Origin of the sequence: Pseudomyxococcus flavus, assembly GCF_050038885.1 — a bacterium.
Classification (GTDB): domain Bacteria; phylum Myxococcota; class Myxococcia; order Myxococcales; family Myxococcaceae; genus Myxococcus; species Myxococcus flavus.
Window position 1 is genome coordinate 675,086 of record NZ_CP143624.1, and the last position, 17,417, is coordinate 692,502.

General features: G+C 68.4%; 10 protein-coding genes. 5 read left to right on the forward strand and 5 right to left on the reverse strand.

Annotated features, from left to right (window positions below; translation table 11 throughout):
- Positions 1-15 precede the first annotated feature (15 nt).
- Together VZL07_RS02705 and VZL07_RS02710 are read right to left on the reverse strand one after the other, a co-directional pair.
- The gene (locus VZL07_RS02705) at positions 16-7,263 is read right to left on the reverse strand and encodes a hypothetical protein (protein ID WP_426753754.1); all 7,248 of its coding nucleotides are present in this window, start codon (positions 7,261-7,263) and stop codon (positions 16-18) included.
- Between the two features lie 252 nt (positions 7,264-7,515).
- Positions 7,516-7,704, reverse strand: coding sequence for a hypothetical protein (locus VZL07_RS02710; protein ID WP_426753755.1), 189 nt, complete (start codon positions 7,702-7,704; stop codon positions 7,516-7,518).
- 258 nt (positions 7,705-7,962) lie between these two features.
- Here VZL07_RS02710 and VZL07_RS02715 point away from each other — a divergent pair, with 258 nt between their 5' ends.
- Positions 7,963-8,811, forward strand: coding sequence for an acetamidase/formamidase family protein (locus VZL07_RS02715; protein WP_426753756.1), 849 nt, complete (start codon positions 7,963-7,965; stop codon positions 8,809-8,811).
- Between the two features lie 626 nt (positions 8,812-9,437).
- On the forward strand, positions 9,438-10,358 hold the full coding sequence (locus tag VZL07_RS02720) for a hypothetical protein (RefSeq protein WP_426753757.1): 921 nt from the start codon (positions 9,438-9,440) through the stop codon (positions 10,356-10,358).
- Between the two features lie 290 nt (positions 10,359-10,648).
- Here VZL07_RS02720 and VZL07_RS02725 read toward each other — a convergent pair whose 3' ends face one another.
- Positions 10,649-11,425 (reverse strand): SDR family NAD(P)-dependent oxidoreductase, encoded by a 777-nt coding sequence (locus VZL07_RS02725; RefSeq protein ID WP_426753758.1) that lies wholly within the window; start codon positions 11,423-11,425, stop codon positions 10,649-10,651.
- A gap of 124 nt (positions 11,426-11,549) precedes the next feature.
- On the opposite strand from VZL07_RS02725, the gene VZL07_RS02730 reads away from it, so the two are divergent.
- Positions 11,550-11,975: a winged helix-turn-helix transcriptional regulator gene (locus VZL07_RS02730; RefSeq protein WP_426753759.1), complete on the forward strand. Its 426-nt coding sequence runs from the start codon at positions 11,550-11,552 to the stop codon at positions 11,973-11,975.
- 584 nt (positions 11,976-12,559) lie between these two features.
- On the opposite strand, the gene VZL07_RS02735 is transcribed toward VZL07_RS02730, so the two are convergent.
- Positions 12,560-12,793 carry a hypothetical protein gene (locus VZL07_RS02735; RefSeq protein WP_426753760.1) on the reverse strand — a complete coding sequence of 78 codons (234 nt, stop codon included), beginning with the start codon at positions 12,791-12,793 and terminating at the stop codon, positions 12,560-12,562.
- 193 nt (positions 12,794-12,986) lie between these two features.
- Between VZL07_RS02735 and VZL07_RS02740 the strand changes: the two genes are divergently transcribed.
- Together VZL07_RS02740 and VZL07_RS02745 are read left to right on the forward strand one after the other, a co-directional pair.
- Positions 12,987-14,822, forward strand: a complete 1,836-nt coding sequence (locus VZL07_RS02740; RefSeq protein ID WP_426753761.1) for a fibronectin type III domain-containing protein — start codon at positions 12,987-12,989, stop codon at positions 14,820-14,822.
- Positions 14,823-15,396: 574 nt separating this feature from the next.
- Entirely contained in the window at positions 15,397-16,512 is a 1,116-nt protein-coding gene (locus VZL07_RS02745; RefSeq protein ID WP_426753762.1) for a response regulator transcription factor, read from the forward strand.
- Positions 16,513-16,628: 116 nt separating this feature from the next.
- On the opposite strand, the gene VZL07_RS02750 is transcribed toward VZL07_RS02745, so the two are convergent.
- The gene (locus VZL07_RS02750; RefSeq protein ID WP_426753763.1) at positions 16,629-17,339 is read right to left on the reverse strand and encodes an iron-containing redox enzyme family protein; all 711 of its coding nucleotides are present in this window, start codon (positions 17,337-17,339) and stop codon (positions 16,629-16,631) included.
- Between the last annotated feature and the right edge of the window lie 78 nt (positions 17,340-17,417).

A 17,417-nucleotide genomic window follows, 5' to 3' on the forward strand; every position in this document is an offset into this window, starting at 1 on the left:
TCCTCCCGCATGGAATCAGTAGTCAAGGTCGTCCTCCCACGGTGGGGTGGCGGTGAGCTGGAGGGTGAGCAGGTCCGCGCCGTCCTGCGGCAGCAGGTCCGCGTACAGGCTGCTGGCGGGGCGGTTGAGCCGCAGGGTGAAGGTGGCACCGACCTGCCCCGGCGGGGGCAGCATCGCCGGGTCGAAGAAGGCCACCGTGCGCGCGCCCCCCGTCGTGTGGATGAAGCGCTGGATGTGGCCGCTCGGGGACGTCAGCTCCAGGGCCGGCCGGGTGCGCATCTCCACCCGCTTGAAGTTCGGGTCATACGTGTAGTCGTCCGCGTCCTGCACCGTGACGAGCTCCGGCTCCTGGCGGGTGCGCCAGTGCGGCTCCACCGTGTCGATGAGCACCGCGTGCGGCTGGTCCCCCACCCAGTAGACGGTGAGGGTGTTCTCCCCGGGCGCCGGCAGGGCCTGCTCGCCGGCCGCCATCAGCGCGCCGAGGACCTCCTCCTCCGTGCGCGCGCCGGACGTTCCCGGCAGGTGGATGGCGGAGCCCAGCACCTTGTGCCGCACCCGCGCGCCGCGCACGTCCTCGGCGAAGGCGTGCAGGTCCGCGTACCGGCCCGTCTTGAACGAGCGCCGGAAGAAGGGCAGCTCGCCCTGGGCTCCCTCCACCGGCTTGATCTGCACCGGCTTGCCCTCGTCGATGGCCACCGGCAGCAGCTCGAAGGTGTAGCCCATCAGCGGCGCCAGCTGCGCGGCGAGCTTCACGTACGTCTGCGTCTTGCTGGTGCCGGACGCGTTGATGCACGGCAGGTCGGGCAGCGTCTCCAGCACCGTGTCGTAGTAGGGCGAGCCGAAGTCCGCGGCCTTCACACCCGAGAACGGCGCGATGTCCACGTCGACGGACGTCTCCGGGTCCTGGGGCTGCGGGAAGGGGTTGCCGCCCTCGTCCTGCAGCGGCGGCATCACCGCCCGGCCATCCGCCCCGCGGAGGCGGTACTGCAGCTTCGCGTTGTACGCGGCCAGCATGGGGAGGGTGGAGACGTCGTTGAACACCACCATCACCGGCTCGCCGTAGAAGTGGAACGCGTCGCCCGTGTCCGGGTTGAGCCCCATGACATAGGGGTCCAGCCGGCTGGGCAGGTGCGAGTCGGTGCGGAAGAAGAACGAGCGCTTGTAGGACGTCAGGTCCGTCGCCTGTTCGTACGGCTCGATGCCGGGACCCACCTCGATGGTGGAGACGCCGTTGGCCTCGTACTCCACGTCCAGGCGGTACTCGGAGCCAGGGGTGAGCAGCGCCACCGCCTCGCCCTCCTCCACGTAGTCCTGGAGGGTCTCCTTCTTCGTCTCCTTCTTGGAGGACTCGAACTTGAAGCGCTGCTCCTCGGCCAGCGAGCAGACCTCCACCGCGCCCACCACCAGCGTGTACTCCTTCTGCGTGACGGACAGCATCGGCTTGCAACGCAGCTGGACGATGGCGCAGCGAGGCTCCGGCTCGAGGGTGAGCAGCAGCCGGCTCATGGAGGCGAACTCGGGCTTGCCGCTCGTCAGGAAGTTGTAGACGGGGGTGACCTCCTGGGCCCACGGCAGCGCCGGGTCCGTCCACGAGGCCGGCAGGTCCGCGGCGCTGGCCAGCACCTTGGGCGCGGCCAGGTTGAGCGCGGTGGTCTTCAGCAGCGCGCCCTTGTTGTCCAGCTGGCGCACCTCGAAGACGCCTTTTTTCCAGTCCGAGTCCGCCAGCAACAGCAGGCGGACCTGGTTGGCCAGCCCCGTGTGCAGGTTGACCCACAGCTTCTGCTGGAGCGCCAGCATCACCTGGTTGTACGCAGGCGGCTTGGGGAACGTGGACGGCGCGTGCGCCGTCTTGTCGAACAGGCGCGGCAGCTGCAGGCCCCGGGCACAGCGCAAGCGCTCGACCTCGCGCTCCGACTGGGGCACCCGGCCAATGACCTTGGCGGGCGCGGGGAACGGGTCCCCGTACTCCTCGGCCACGGTGGCGATGACCTGCTCCTGCGGCGTGAGGATGAGCTCGCCCACGTACATCCCCGTGGGCGGAGGCGTCTCGCGGTCCGTGCCCGGCGGGTCCGGCAGCGGCGTGCCCTCCAGGTCCCACCCCTTGCCGGAGGGGCCCAGTGGCTTGTCGCAGAAGGTCCACAGCACGCACGCGGGTGGCGCGGCTGGCGTGCAGGTGGACTCCCAGCTCGACTCCACCAGCGTCTCCAGCTCCGTGGAGCGCTCCAGGGCGCGCGGCGTGGGCGACGGCGTGCGACTGCCCAGCGCCAGGTCCACCCGCTTGTCGGGCTTGTCGTTGCGGGCCTGCTTCTCGAAACGCCACACCGCGGGCGGCGCCTCCCCGCCGTAGCTCTCCGCCTCGAAGGCGTCGGCCGTGCCCGCCTTGCGGCGCCACAGCGACAGGCGCTTGAGGCGGAAGCGGCACTTGAGCGAGCCCAGCGTGAGGTAGCCGTCCTTCGCGTGGAGCGCGGGGGAGATGGGCAGGGCCTCGGTGAAGGTGGCGGTCGGCTCGCGCGGGACGGGAGCCTGGTTCGCCTCGTCCATCCACACCTCGTCGGTGGCGCCCACCAGCGGAGAGCACAGCATCTGCAGCACCGGGATGCTGTCGATGGGCACCACCGGCATGCTCCCCTCGGAGCCGGCCGGGGGCTCGTCGCCGTCGGTGTTGCCCGAAGGCACGCCCCGCACCGCGTTGCCCAGGCTGGCGTCGATGGGCCGCTCGCCACCCTGCCCCGCCGTGATGAGGGGCGCGAAGCTCTGCAGGTACACGCCGTTGAGGAAGTCCGGGAAGCCCTTGGTGTTCGGCTCCGAGCCGCCGAACTCCACGTCCACGCAGCCTTCAATCTCGAAGAACAGCAGATTCACCTTGCCGCACACCTCGCCGCGGAACCACGCGGGGGGCGCCTTGATGGTGAGCGCGGCGGATGCGGAGATGCTGATGATCCACAGGTTCAGCTCGCCCGTCAGGCGGAACAGGCCCACCATGAAGAACGGGTCGAACGAGAAGCCCACGTCGGCGCGGGCGGACAGCTCCAGGTAGAGGCCAATCTTCTTGGAGCCCCACACCATGCTGGCGAAGATGCCCGCCGCCACGGCGACACCTTCCAGCGTGATTTCATCCCCGCCCCCCACCGGGAAGCCGGGAATCTCGTCCCCGGCGATCATGAAGTAGCCGCCACCGCGGATGATGCCGAGGATCTCCGCCTTGGCCGGCTGCTGGATGGTGCCGACGTACAGGTGCCACTGGTCCGGCTTGTTCCAGCTGAAGAACAGCTCGATGGGCAGCTTGATCTGGATCAGCTCCTTCACCGAGAAGTCGATGATGACGCCCAGGGTGATCTGCCCCAGGTTGAAGTCCAGGTCGAGCACGCCCAGCAGGCCCGTGGTGACGTCGCCTTTCAGGTTCCCCGGGAGCTGGGAGATGACCGTCATCTTCACGGCGATGAGGATGCGGGGCCCGGGCAGCTCCAGCATGAACATGCCGCGCAGGTTGGTGAGGAAGCCCCCGTCCAGCGTGCCGAGGATGGCGCCCACCCCGAAGCTCCACCGGTCCTTCTCCGGCCCCCAGAGCGCCTCGTTGCTGGAGTTGACCAGCCGGGGCGGCTCTCCCTCGGCCTTCTCCAGCCAGCGGAGCGCCGGGCCCACCGGGTCTCCCGGCTGGCGCGGCTCCTCCAGCCGCTTGTAGTGCATGGCGAACAGGCCCTGAAACCCGTAGATGCCCAGGCCGGTGGCGCCCAGGATGATGGGCGAGGGGAACTCCACGGTGAGCCCGACGAAGACGGCGGTGACGCGCTCGGCGGGCGGCGCGGTCGCCGGCACCTGCTGCACGCCCAGGCTGGCGGCGATTCGCACCTTGAGCGGCACCAGGGTGACGTCCAGCGAGCCCTCGAAGCCGTTGTCCAGCAGGTGCAGCCGGCCGTTGCCCTTCAGCGTGCCCGGCACGTCCACCTTCACTCCGGCGGGGAGGATGCTGGGCATCCCCGGCCCCGGGTCGGCGATGGGCCACTTCACCTTGAGCTCGTCCACGGTGACGACGCCCAGGTCGATGTTGAGCCCCAGGTCCACCTCGAGGGTGAGCGGGTTGTAGCGGGCCACCCGCGCACCCAGCACCTTGATGAGGTCTCCCAGGAGCCCGTCCACCTCGAAGAGGCTCGGGTCGTCCAGGTTCAGCTCGTAGCCCTTGGACGGGTCGAAGATGGGCTGGTACTGCCAGGCGTCGCCGTTCAGCGGCACGTGGAGGTTGAAGCCCACCGACTTGTAGCGCACGCGCAGCGGCTTGCTGGACTTCACCTTCACGACTTTGAAGTCGACGCCGAAGTCCACCGCGTAGTCGAACAGCACCGCGGCGTCGGAGAAGTGGACGTCCTGTCCCGGCGGCGCGTACTGGCGGGCCTTCAGCTCACCGCCGTAGAGGGTGAGCTTCTTCGCCTGGATGACGTCCAGCCCTCCCAGCAGCGCCGGCACGCCCCACGAGACGGCCATGCCCGCCCAGTCCTCGGGCTGGTCCAGCTCCGCCGTGCCCGTCGCCTTGGACAGGATGGGCGACAGCAGCATCATCGCCCCCAGCATGTTCTTCCACCGGTAGCCCGCTTCGTTCGGGTCCAGGACGATGGGCGGCAGCACACCGTCCAGGTCCTCCTGCGCGGCGTGGATGCGCAGGCTCTCCGTGCGGTAGTGCGTGGACGGGTCGTACGTATAGGCGAAGGTGAACTCGGTGATGCCGTCGCCGGGGTTGTTGAAGAGGGGCTTCTGCGGCGCGTTGTCGCCCTGGATCTGCTGCTCGCGGACCTTGCGCTCCAGCGTGGTCTCGAAGTCCAGCTCGCCCTCGACCTGGGCCAGGATGAGGGTGTTGCGCTCCACGCGCACGCGCACGCTCATGCGGCGGAACACGTCAGGCGGCGCGTTGGACGTTGGATAGGGCGGCGGCTCCTCGGGCGGCGGGACGACGATGGGCTGGGACGCGTCGCGCTTGAGGGTGCCTGTCGCCGTGGCGGCGGAAGCCCCGCCCACCCCGTCGGCGCGCAGCAGCACCACGCGGTCGTGGATGTTGCCTTCGCGGCCCTTTCCGCTCAGCTCCCCGGGCGGGTAGACGGCGGGGTCCGTCTCCGTGTCCGAGCCGCCGTGCAGCTTCTCGCCCGCCTTGGCCAGCAGCTCGCCATGCGCCACCGTGTTCACGTCCCCTGCCGGTGGCTGGAGCACCTTGCGGTTGGCGATCTCCACCGGGGCGCCGGGGTACTTCGCGTTGTAGTCGTCCACCGCCGCGTAGGCGACGGCGAGCCTTCGCAAGGAGAGCTTGAAGTTGTGCGTCTCGGTCCAGGAGTGGCCCTCGGTGCTCGCGTAGCCGTCCACGTAGACGGTCCGCTTGCCGTTCACCTCGGGCACTCGGTGCCACAGCCAGGCCCGCAGGGCCTCCGGGCCCGACTGGCCGGGGGACGGGGGCGAGCCCGCCGCGGCGCCCGCGGGCGGCAGGGGCCAGGCCGGCGTGGGCACCTTGCTGCCCATGAAGAACGGATCCACCTTGTCCGGCGGTGACGCGCCGAAGCCGCCCACGTAGGCGGGGACGATGCCCGGGTACTCATCCTCGAAGGGCCGGTCGTAGTCGTAGAGGAGGTGGAAGTACTCCCGCTTCGCGTCCACCTGCGCCAGCGCCAGCTCCACGTCGTACTCGGCGCCCTCGGGCACGTCGATGGGGATGGTGGGGACGTAGTACTTCTGCGGGCCGATGACCGGCGTGTTCGTCGCCTTGTCGGTGACGGTGACGGTGACGCCGTCCCGGAGGATGTTGTGCCGGGGCGCGGAGACGGTGAGCGTCTCGGTGATGCCAGTGGTGGCCGGTACGAAGGTGACGGTGACGTCCGGGGGAATGGAGTCCGGGTCCCAATTTGCCGTGTGCTTCACCGGCGTGCCCGGGGCGGGCAGCTGCGGCTGCTGCGAGGACGGCGTCAGCACCAGGGCCGTCTTCTGGTAGCGCGTGCGGGGCGAAGGCTTGGACGAGTCCGTCATCGCCACCACCAGCTCGCCCGTCTTCGGCAGGCCGTCGGTGAGCTGGGCGCGCCCCTTCGCGGCGTCCCACGGCAGCGGCGTGCCCGCGTAGGAGATGGACACGGTGAAGCCGGGCACCCCGCCCAGGGCGGACACCTGGATGTAGGCGTCCTCGGGCGCCACCGCGTTGCCGGAGACGCACTCGGCCTCCGAGTAGGCCTGGAGGCCGGGCTGGTAGTCGATGGAGGTGGCGCCGTCCAGCAGCAGCACCGACATGCGGAAGTCGGACTGGAGCACCACGTCCACGAAGGCCTCGAAGGAGACCTCGCCCTGGAAGGAGATGAGCGCGTTGTCGACGCCGAAGGTGAAGCCCCACTGCTTGGCCTCGTCGGTGTAGTAGACGCGGATGGCCTTGATGAACAGGCCCGTCCAGGCCTCGTCGGTGCCGAAGTACTCCAGGATTTGCGGAGGCGTGGAGTCCTGGCTCAGGTCCAGCAGCACCTGGTCCACGCCGAAGGCGAAGCGCCCGCTCTCGTGCATGGCGATGGGCGGCTCCATGCGGATGAGCTCGCCCACCCCCAGGTCCGCGGGAGCATCGAAGCCGCCGCTGCCCCAGGACTTCATGCGGAAGCGGGGGGCCGTCGCGTAGCCCTGGTCCTGCTGGTACTCGAACACCACCTTGGGGAGGACGAAGCGCACGTCCCCGTCCGGGTTGGCCGGGTCGATGATGATGCGGTGGTCCTGATACACGCCGGGCTTCCAGGTCTTGCCCAGGTGGAAGGAGAGCTCCGGCATCATCAACTCCAGCCGGAACGCGGTCCCCAGCGCGTCGGTGGTGGCCCCGGCCGCCAGCGGCGCGCCCTGCGTGGGCACCGGCCCGAGCCGATCCACCAGGCTGTTCAGGTTGCGCATCGTCCGCCCATCACGGACGAGCGCTGGATCCTGGTTGGCGGCGATGAGGTCCTGCCCCGCGTCGTCGACCTCATCGACGGCGGCCTGCAGGTCCTGCGAGGCCGTGTTGCGCGGCACGGTGAGCCGGAAGGGAATGGTGAGCGCGTCCCAGGTGAAGACCTCGCCGGAGGGCGCGCGGTGCTCGCGCTTGGGGAGGGCCCCGGCGTCGCCCATGATGCTGAGCGTGCCGGTGTAGACGACGGCCGTGTCGTCATAGGTGGCCTGGAGCGAGTCCACCCCGAGGACGGAGAGGTACTCATCGATGAAGTCGGGGAAGGGGATGGCGAACTGCGGCGCGAGCAGCTCGTACAGCCCCAGTTTGGTCGCGGCCATGCAGGCCCCCTCTTCCCGGGCACACCGGTGCAAAAGAAAGCGCTTCGAAATTCATAAACGCTCCGCCCCTGGCATTCCCCTCACCGCCCCTCCGATTTCCGGGTCTGGGCGGAGGTGGGCGATGCCGCGCGCGTCTAAGTCAAACGCGGGGCCGCGCCGCGGCGCTGGAGCGTCACTTCCGCTGAAGGCAGCGCTGGCCGCCGCAATAGGAGGCATCGCGGCACGTACCGCAGGGGCCCCATGTCCAAGCCCTTACTCCTCCTGCTCTGCCTCGCCCCCACCGCGCTGCTCGCGCAAGCCAGGTCCACCGAAGAATGGGTGGTGACCACCCGGCTCTACGGCAATCTCTTCCACCAACGGCTCGTCCTCGAACGCGACGGTGCCCACCTGCGAGGAAGCCTGGATGGCGACCCGCTGGAAGGACAGTCCAACGAGGGACACGTCCAGTTCGTCGTCACCCGGAGGAACGGCGCGACCTGCACATACAGCGGCACGCAGCAAGGCACGACCCTATCAGGTCAAGCGGAGTGGCCTGACCACCACGACGCCAAGGCGCGGGCCACACACGCCTTCACCGCGAGGGCCGTCCCCGCTCGGCCACCAGGCCCTCCACGGCATCACCACTTCGAGCCGACATCGTTCTCCAATACCTTCTCCGCGGACCTCCCGCCCGTCCTCACACTCTGGCCAGGGGATTCCGTGAGCACGCACACCGTCGACTCCGGCGGCGTGGACGCCCGGGGCGTCACCCGTGCGCTCTACGGCAACCCACAGACGGGCCCGTTCTACGTGGGGACGGCCGCGGCGGGAGACACCCTCGTGGTCCACCTCAAGCGCCTGCGCCTCAACCGCGATTGGGCAGACAGCCTGGATGACCTCGTAAGCCGTACCATGGGCCCACGACTGGCCGCGCGCGCGCATGGGCTGGGGAAGGCCGTGCGCTGGAAGCTCGACCGCAAGCGCGGCACTGCCCGGCCAGAGAATCCCTCCCTTGGCATGAAAGACTTCACTGTTCCGCTGCGCCCGATGCTCGGTGGGCTCGCGGTCGCTCCCGCATTTGGCTTCCCGCCCATCTCCACCGGCGACTCCGGCCGCTTTGGCGGCAACATGGATTTCAACGAACTGGTGGAAGGCAACACGGTCTACCTGCCCGTGTCACAACCCGGAGCCCTGCTCTACCTGGGGGATGCCCATGCGGCGCAAGGGGACGGCGAGACGTCTCAATTCGCGCTTGAAACTTCCATGGACGTCGAGTTCTCCGTCGACGTCCTGCCAGGAAAGTCCATTGCGACGCCACGAATTGAGTCGCCCACACACATCACCGCGCTGGGCCAGGCGGGTTCCCTGGACGAGGCCATCCGGGTCGCGACCGCGGGGCTGACACAGTGGCTGGAGCAGGAGTACGGCCTCTCCCTCTCCGAATGCGCCCAGGTCCTGGGCACGTCCGTTCAATACCGCGTCGCGAACCTCGCGGGCCGGAATGTAGGTGTCGCGGCCAGCCTGGAGAAGCAGCGGCTCGCCCGACTGAAGCCACCTGCCCGCCCCTGAGCCGGGATTGCCCGCGCATAGGACGAATAGGGATTCTGTTGAGGGTCACGGGCAGGAGTAGAGGGGACGAGGAAGGCAGCTGACGGGGGGCGGCTGAGCTGTGTGTCAGGCCAGTGGAGAGGCCGCTTGAGCCCCCTTGGGGGCACGCCTGTCCAGGCCGCCCTCCCACGAGAGGCGCGGCAGGGGGCGTAGGCCTGTAGGCGATGCATTGAGCCTCAAGACCACGCCGCCGGAAAGCGGCCCTCGCGCCGGGGCCAGCCTTGCACTCGCCGTAGGCAGTCCCAGGTTCTCAAGCATCGCTCGTGCCCATGCACGCACGCGGCGCCGACGCGGGGTTTATCGTCCTCGGGCGCTGCCGGTCATCGGCGACGGGTGGATCGTTCGCCTTGATGCCGGCGGCGAGGTTCTCAGCGCCAGCCGCCTGTTCGGTAGAGCATGGAAGTCACTGCAAGGCCGCTCGAGTTCCCCCCAGTGAGAAGCTCGGCTCGTCGGCTGCAGGGAGCATTCACGCTCCCGGAAGATCCGCCGAACGAGCTCCGCGCATAACGCCGCGTGCTCACCTACCCGAACGCTCCGCCGCCGCCCGTTCGGGATGATCTCGTCGCCGCACGCGGTTCGCGCCCACCATGACGATTCCGAACTTCTTCAGGGCTTCGTTCATCTCCGCGCTCGTCATTGGCACCGCCGCTCCGGCGCTCGCCGCCCCGGCCACTCCTCCCGCTCCCGTGGCGGAGGTCGGTCCGGACGGCGTGGGGATGCTGTTCCCGTCCGAGCCCTCCGGCAGCAGCTTCCATCTCGGCGACGGCGACCCCACCGACTCCGAGCCATTCTTCGACATGGAAGGCGACGAGGCCACGCCCGGCTTCGAGTCCGGCGTCCCCTACTGGTCGACCACTGGCCACCGCGTCACGTACGCGAGCGGCAAGCCCGCCGGAAAGACGGTGCGGCTCCACCTCCGTCCCGGCGGCGGCAAGCAGTCCTTCACCTGGCGTGACGGCGCCATCGAGAACGGCTTCATCGGCAGCCCCGACGATCTCCTGAACTTCGAGGCCACCGTCTACGTGCGCGTCCACGAGGACAACGGCACGCACCACTCCATGTCCTGGAAGATGCGCGGCGGCAAGCACACCAAGCCCGAGGTAGCGCGCTCGAGCTGCGTCGGCATGGACGTCCCGTTCGGCGGCGTCTCGCCCCAGGCCTTCCGCGAGCTCGACCACCCGACCTACGACCACCTCTCGCTCACGCCCTACTTCGACTATCAGCTGCAGGAAGGCCGCTGGCTCGGCGTGAAGGTGGTCTCGTATCTGGTCGAGGGCGGCACCCGGAACCTGCTGTTCCTCGACACCGAGCCCTTCGACGCCTCCGGCACGCCGCGTAACGAGTTCCGCCTCTTCACCGAATGGCACGACCGCGACGGCGAGAGCACCGGTCACTACGATCGGGCGGCCACGTGGGCCGGCTGGGAGACGACGTTCCGCGTGGATGGCTGGCGGCGGGTCGACTTCGCCTACCCCTCGGCACGCGAGATCGTGCCGCCGACCCCGTAAGCGCCCTGGCGCTACAGGCCCTCTCCTGCTTGGGGCCAGAAATGGCCGCTGTCTCGCGCCTGGAGCGAAGACACCGTGGAACCTCGTGAGTGAGGTTTGCCCGAGGCGGAGGCACCAGGGGTATCCGCGTCGGGGGCTCACACCTCGACGCGGTCCTCCCTGGAGAAGCCCCGATGTCGTTCCGCGGGCCCCCTTTACACACGAGCCCTGCTCAGCATCCTGGAGGGCAAAGCCAGGCGCATCGAACGGATGGTCGAAGCTGAGCATCCACGAGGGGCACAGCACGGCGCTCAGAGCTTGTAGCCGCCCGTCACTTCGATTCGCTGACCGGTGAGCCAGCGCGTCTCCGGCGAGAGCAACGAAGCCACGACACCTCCGATGTCGTCGGGCACGCCGATGCGGCCGAGTGACGTCTCCGCGATGACCGCCTTCTGGAGCTCGGCGTCACGCATGACGCCGCCGCCGAAATCTGTCTCGATTCCGCCCGGTGCGATGACGTTGACCGAGATGCCTCGCGGCCCCAGCTCCGCGGCCATGTACCGCGTCAGGACTTCGATGCCGCCCTTCATCAGAGCGTAGGCGGATAAGCCAGGGACCGTGTAGCGCGTCAGCCCCGTCGACACGTTCAGTATCCGCCCTCCGTCCGCGATGAGGGCTAGGAGCTGCTGCGACAGGAAGAACGTGGCCTTGACGTGGACGTTCAACAGCGCGTCGAACTGTTCCTCCGTGGTGTCCGCGAAGGGCGCAGCTCCACCGGAGCCCGCGTTGTTCACCAGGCAGTCGAAGCGCTCACGCCGCCAGACGCGTCCGAGCACGGACTTCACCTCGGCCGCGAACGCAGCGAAGCCTCCGGCCTTGCCCACATCCAGTTGCAGGACAGCCGCCTTGCGCCCCTTGGCTTCAATGCTCGCGGCCACGTCGCGAGCCTCTGCCTCCTGCGTGTGGTAGGTGAGCATCACGTCGACGCCCCGGTCGGCGAGGTGAAGGGCCATGCTCTTTCCCAGGCCCCGGCTGCCTCCCGTGATGAGGGCGATGGGGGCTGCGGTGCTTTCGCTCGTCTTGCTCATAAGCTTCCCTTTCAAGCGGCCATTCGCGGGCCGTGAGTCAGGTGTGCAGGACGAGCCATGCTGTCGCTAGAGACTCTTTCCTCCGCTAGGCACCCGGTCGTGCCATAGGCACCATTTGGTAACCATGCCTCCCATCATCAAGCAGCTTCCCCCCATTCCCGCGGAGCGCGCGATCAAGGTGATTGGTGGCCGCTGGAAGGTGGTCATCCTCTACCACCTGTTCGAAGGCCCCAAGCGGCTGTCGGAGCTGCGGCGGCTGGCGCCACGCGCGAGCCAGAAGGTGCTGGTGCAGCAACTCCGCGAAATGGAGGAGCACGGCATCGTCCACCGGGAGGTGTTCGCGCAGGTGCCGCCCCGTGTGGAGTACACGGCGACGAAGCTGGGCCTGAGCTTGAAGCCCATCATCGGAGCCCTGTGCGAATGGGGGCGCCATCACGAGGAGGAGCTGAACGCGCTCGACCGCGCCGAAGCACGGGAACAACAGGATGGCTCCCGCAGGCCACCGCCCATGTCACGCGCCACAGAGGTACGCAGGCCCCCCCTCGACTGAGCAGGCCCTGCTCGGAAATCCTCTATCGGTGGACGAAGGGCGTCGGCGTCAGTCACGCCGCATTCCTCCGTAAAAGGCTGGCATGCCATTACGTTGCTATCCCTACGTAGGCCCCGAGGAGATACGCCTCGCGGTCGCCGCAGCGCCAGCCGGAGTCCCCATCCTGGCTGCACGGGACGTCGAAGCATGGCTCCAGGCGACACCGGATGCCCTCGAGGAGGGAGCCACCTACGTCGTCGACCTCCAAGGACGACTTCGCCTGGCACCACGAAGGTCCGAGCACGTCGCATGTGCGAAAGGCGAGGACGTGCTGGCCGCGGGAGAGCTTCGCTTCCAGCGAGAAGCCCACGGCGTCACGGTGGCCGAAGTCTCGAACCAGTCCACTGGGTACTGTCCGGACACGACGTGTTGGGCCGCCGTCGAACAGGCCCTCACACAAGCGGGATTGGAGGCGCCCGCTGGCTTCACGCACGAAGTCATCTTCCGGCGCTGCCGCCAGTGCCGCGACGTCAACCTCGTGAAGGAGGGCTGGTTCGTCTGCGTCTTCTGCGAAGCAGACCTGCCTCGGGAGTGGAACGTTTCCGCTACTGCTTCTGGAACTCCGGCGAGCCGAGCAGCAATCCGGCGCTGAGCGGGACATCCACGAGGCGCCGCCCGTCGGACGCATTGGACTCCAGCACCAGCACCTTGCCCGTCTCCGCGTGGTGGTCCACGGCGAGGAAGGCGTGCCCCGCGCTCGCCTCCTCCGCACCTGCCTGAGGGACCAGAAATGGCCGCAGTCTCGCGGCCAGAGGGGTCGACCGGACTGCCAGACGCATCAGGCTCCTCCCTGGGAAGCGGCCACGGCCGGCACACGCGCCGCGGCGACGAACGAGAGCCTCCCGTCATTCCGCAAGCCCGCGACACGATCGCAAATCCGAAACCCGGGTTTGACCCGAAAAATAGGTCGCACCGCTCTCTGAGGTGCGGTGCCTCCGGGCCCGCCAATCTCCTCAGCGAAAGGCAGTCTCCATGTCGCTTCCAGGACTTCTCCACCGGGCGGGGCTCGTCGCCCTGGTGGTCCTCACCACGCTGCTCAGCATCCTGCTCCCCGCGAACGTGCTGGCGGCGGACCGGGGCGCATGGGCGCCCGACACCGCGTACACCGTGGGCGACATCGTCTCGCATGGTGGAAAGGGCTACGACTGTCGTCAGTCGCATCGGTCCCTCGTGGGCTGGGAGCCACCCAACACGCCCGCGCTCTGGCTGGAGCGGACCGGGAATCCGCCTCCGGACACGCAGGCCCCATCCGCGCCGCCGTCGCTCACCTCCACCGCGAAGACGCATGAAAGCGTGTCGCTGTCCTGGGGCGCCGCCACGGACAACGTGGGCGTCACCGGCTACGAGGTCTTCGTCAACGCGGGCACGTCTCCTTCCTCGGCGACGACGGGCGCCACCAGCGTCACGGTGACGGGCCTCCAGGAGAACACCACGTACACCTTCACCGTGAGGGCCCGGGACGCCGTGGGCAACCGCTCCGCGCCCAGCAACGCGCACAGCGTGACGACCTCACCGCGCCCCGCCCCCGACACCGTCCCGCCCACCACGCCCGGCGCCCTTCGCGCCACGGGCGTGAGCAACAGCAGCGTGTCGCTGACCTGGACCGCGTCCACCGACAACGTGGGCGTCACCGGCTACGAGGTCTTCGTCAATGGCGGCAGCAGCGCGTCCACGACGACGACGGATGCCACCAACGCCACGGTGACGGGCCTGGCCGCGAACACGACCTATCTCTTCACGGTGAAGGCGCGGGACGCCGCGGGCAACCGCTCGGCGGCGAGCAACAGCGTCTCCGCGACGACGATGGGGACGCCGCCCGCGGGGAGCAGGCTCATCGTGGGCTACTGGCACAACTTCGACAACGGCTCGACGAACATCCGGCTGCGGGACGTCTCCCCGAAGTTCGACGTCATCCAGGTCGCCTTCGCCGAGCCCGTCGGTGGCCCGGGCTCCGGCCGCATGGCCTTCACGCCGTACAACGCGAGCGTCGCGGACTTCAAGGCGGACATCGCCCTGCTCAAGAGCCAGGGCCGCAAGGTGCTCATCTCCATCGGCGGCGCGAACGGCACCGTCCACCTGGATAACGCCACCGCGCGGCAGGACTTCGTCACCACCATGCAGGCCCTCATCGACACCTACGGCTTCGACGGGCTGGACCTCGACCTGGAGGGCAGCTCGCTGTCGCTCAACGGCGGCGACACCGACTTCCGCAACCCCACCACGCCGCGCATCACCAACGTCATCCAGGCCACGCGCCAGCTCCTCAACCAGAACGGCCCGGGCTTCATCCTCACCATGGCCCCCGAGACGGCTTACGTCCAAGGCGGCATGGCCGCGTACGGCGGCCCCTGGGGCGCGTACCTGCCGGTCATCTACGCGCTGCGAGACAGGCTCACGTACCTGCATGTGCAGCACTACAACACCGGCACCGTCATGGCGCTCGACGGCCGGGCCTACGCGCAGAGCACGCCGGACTTCCACGTGGCCATGGCGGAGATGATGCTCCTGGGCTTCCCCGTCGGCGGCAATCCGCAGGCGATGTTCCCGGGGCTGCGTCCGGACCAGGTGCTCATCGGCCTGCCCTCGTCACCGCAGGCGGCGGGTGGTGGGTACACCACGCCGGCCAACGTGCACAGGGCGCTCGACTATCTCATCATGGGCCAGTCCTTCGGAGGGACCTACGTGCTGCGCAATCCCGCTGGATACCCCGGCTTCAAGGGCCTGATGACCTGGTCCATCAACTGGGACGCGTTCACGAACTTCGAGTTCTCCAACAGCCATCGCGCGTACCTGGACAGCATCCGCTAGAGCGCCCCGGCGCGGGGAGGCGACCGCTGGATGACAGCGGCCGCGCTCCTGCTCCGGGAGGGAGTCGACGCTATCGGCAACGGTGCGCCACTTCGGCCCGCGACTCCAACGTCTCCTGGCCATCGGCATTGCTCCACACGGACCGCGCCTCTGAGGCCTGGCTCAATGAGCAGGCGCGCCACGTACGCCTTCGCTGCCAGGAGATTCTTCACGCAGGCGCTGGACGGCTCGCGCCAGGAGCTCATCACCGCCCGCTTGGAGGCCCGTGATTGTCGGGCGGAGCTTCACGTGGGGGATGAGCCCCATGCGTTGCAATTGCCGGCCATCCCCGTGGCGTATTTCCTGACCAGTGAAGGTAGACAGGATGCCGCCAGGTTTGCGTGCAGGCGCGTGTTGGCGTGCAGGCAGTGCGCTCTGGTAAGCTCGCAGCGCATCCTGCTGGCTCTACGCCGAGCCACCTTTGACGCAATGCCCCAGGCCCCCGCCGGGTTTTCCGTCAATACTCTCGGAGGGTGAGGGACAGATTTTCAGTCCGACGCAATGGACGAAGGACATCCCCGCACACCCCACGCGATTGCCTGACAAGGAGAGGCGGATGTTCAACCCAATGGACTTCAACTCTCGCGAACTCCTGGTCCGGGAAAGGGTCACCATGGCCCTCGGCAGCTCGCTGTCCCTTCCGGAGATGCTAGAAGCGACTCGAGCGCCGCTTCTCGAGTTCGTCCAGGCCGACGCCATGGCCCTGTGCCTCATGCACGTCGCGCCTACGCTTGACTTCCGATGGCACGTCCCGGGCCCGCCTATCCCCATTCTCAGGGAGTATGCCGGCATCGTCGACCATGACTTCCTCCGGGCCCCCATCCTCGCCCAGCCCGAAGTGCCCATCTGCGATACGCAGCTTCTCTCCCGCGAGGAGTACGAACGAACCCACATCTACCAACGCAGCCTGGAGCTGGAGCCGCGCCTGGAACACATCCTGGCTGTCCTCGTGCCCATCCGCTCCGGCCTCGTCGGCGCCGTCGCGTTCTACCGTCACGAGCGGTCCCCTTTCTCCTCCCAGAGCATCACTGCCCTCTCCAGCCTCACCAGGCACCTGTCGAATACACTGGGCAACTGCCATGCCTATCGGGACCTGACCGCTCGCACCCAACTGCTCCAAGAGCTCTACCAACGCAAGGACTCCGCCTTCCTTGTCTTGGAGCCTCCCACGCACGAGGTATTCCGCTCCTCGCACGCCACCGCTCTGCTGGAGCGCTGGTTCACCCCTTCGGACGTTCACGCCTCCGGGCTCCCGCACGTCCTCAAGGAGCGGTTGGACGCCCTGGTTCGGATGGACGCGGACTCGCGGCTCGGTAAGACCCTCTGGATCAGCAACCATGAAGAGGGCTACCGCACGTGCCGGTTCGTCGAGCTGCCCGCCGGTGACGGCCCCCGGCAATGGGCCCTTCTGCTGACCGAGTTTCCCCACTCCATCCCACTCCCCTTGCACATGCAGCATGCGCTCACGTCCCGCGAACTCGACATCGCGCGGGGCGTGCTTCGAAACTGGTCCAACGGACAGATCGCCGATGACCTCGAGATCTCCGGCCAGACGGTGAAGACCCACGTGCGAAACCTCTTCCGCAAGCTGGGCGTCGACGACCGCGCCGACTTCCTCTACCAGGTCGCCCACCTCAATAGACCGGTGTGAGGCGGCCTGCGCGCCCTCGCGACGAGTGGGAGATGCCGCGAGGGACCACATGGGAAGGCGCCTCCCGGAGGACAGGGTTCGAACGGGAGGTTCTCCCAGCTTGCGTGCGGTTGTCTCTACCTCTCCGGGGGTAGGCGGGAGGCGTCGCCATCACGGAAGATGCACGGGTAGACACTCCGGGCGACGCGGGCCGAGAAGAGGATCGCCTCCTGGTCCTCCGGCTCCGTCAGCCGCCCGAGCAGCCTCGCCATCTCCGCCACGTGGTCTCCGTCCAGAGCCCCGTGGCTGCGCAGGAACGTCACGGACTTGTGGATGTTCGGAATGGCGGACACCTCCATCAGTCGCTCGGCCCACACGCCCGCCCGCGTCTGCGACAGGTACTCCAGCACGTACGAGGTCCCCAACACCGCCGTCGGAACGCCCGCGCGGGACGTGAAGAAGTTCCACCCCGTATAGGCCTCCACTGCCGGGCTTCGAGCCGCCGTCTCCACGGACGCCTCCGGGCACCCCAGGTTCTTCAGGTCCGACAGCAGCCACCGGTCGTGCCCCCGCTCCTCCTCCGCCTTCTGAATCAGCAACTCCGCCAACTCCGGGTGCCGGCCCAGCCGCTTCAGCCGCTCACCCGCCTCGCCGAGGATTGGCGTGCTCCAGCGGGCGTAGTGGTACGTCTGGACGAGGTAGTGGATGTAGCCCGCCCTATCGAGGGTGCCATCGAATAGGCGGCGGGCGTCGGGCCGCGCATCCACCGCAGCCACCAGCCCGCGCGCCTCCGCGTCCAGCGCCGCCAACCAGTTCGTTCCCACGTGATTCTCTGCCTGTGTTTGCACGTACGTCTCCTATCCGGTGCCTTTGGGGCTACCGGTCGCCGCGTGTTGAAGGTGAAAGGAAGGGAGGAACCGCCCCGG

What these genes read in the sequence shown, in the direction of transcription:
- VZL07_RS02705 (WP_426753754.1), bottom strand. Translation starts at nt 7,263, where the DNA reads ATGGCCGCGACCAAACTGGGGCTGTACGAGCTGCTCGCGCCGCAGTTC.
- VZL07_RS02720 (WP_426753757.1), top strand. Translation starts at nt 9,438, where the DNA reads ATGACGATTCCGAACTTCTTCAGGGCTTCGTTCATCTCCGCGCTCGTC.
- VZL07_RS02725 (WP_426753758.1), bottom strand. Translation starts at nt 11,425, where the DNA reads ATGAGCAAGACGAGCGAAAGCACCGCAGCCCCCATCGCCCTCATCACG.
- VZL07_RS02730 (WP_426753759.1), top strand. Translation starts at nt 11,550, where the DNA reads ATGCCTCCCATCATCAAGCAGCTTCCCCCCATTCCCGCGGAGCGCGCG.
- VZL07_RS02735 (WP_426753760.1), bottom strand. Translation starts at nt 12,793, where the DNA reads ATGCGTCTGGCAGTCCGGTCGACCCCTCTGGCCGCGAGACTGCGGCCA.
- VZL07_RS02740 (WP_426753761.1), top strand. Translation starts at nt 12,987, where the DNA reads ATGTCGCTTCCAGGACTTCTCCACCGGGCGGGGCTCGTCGCCCTGGTG.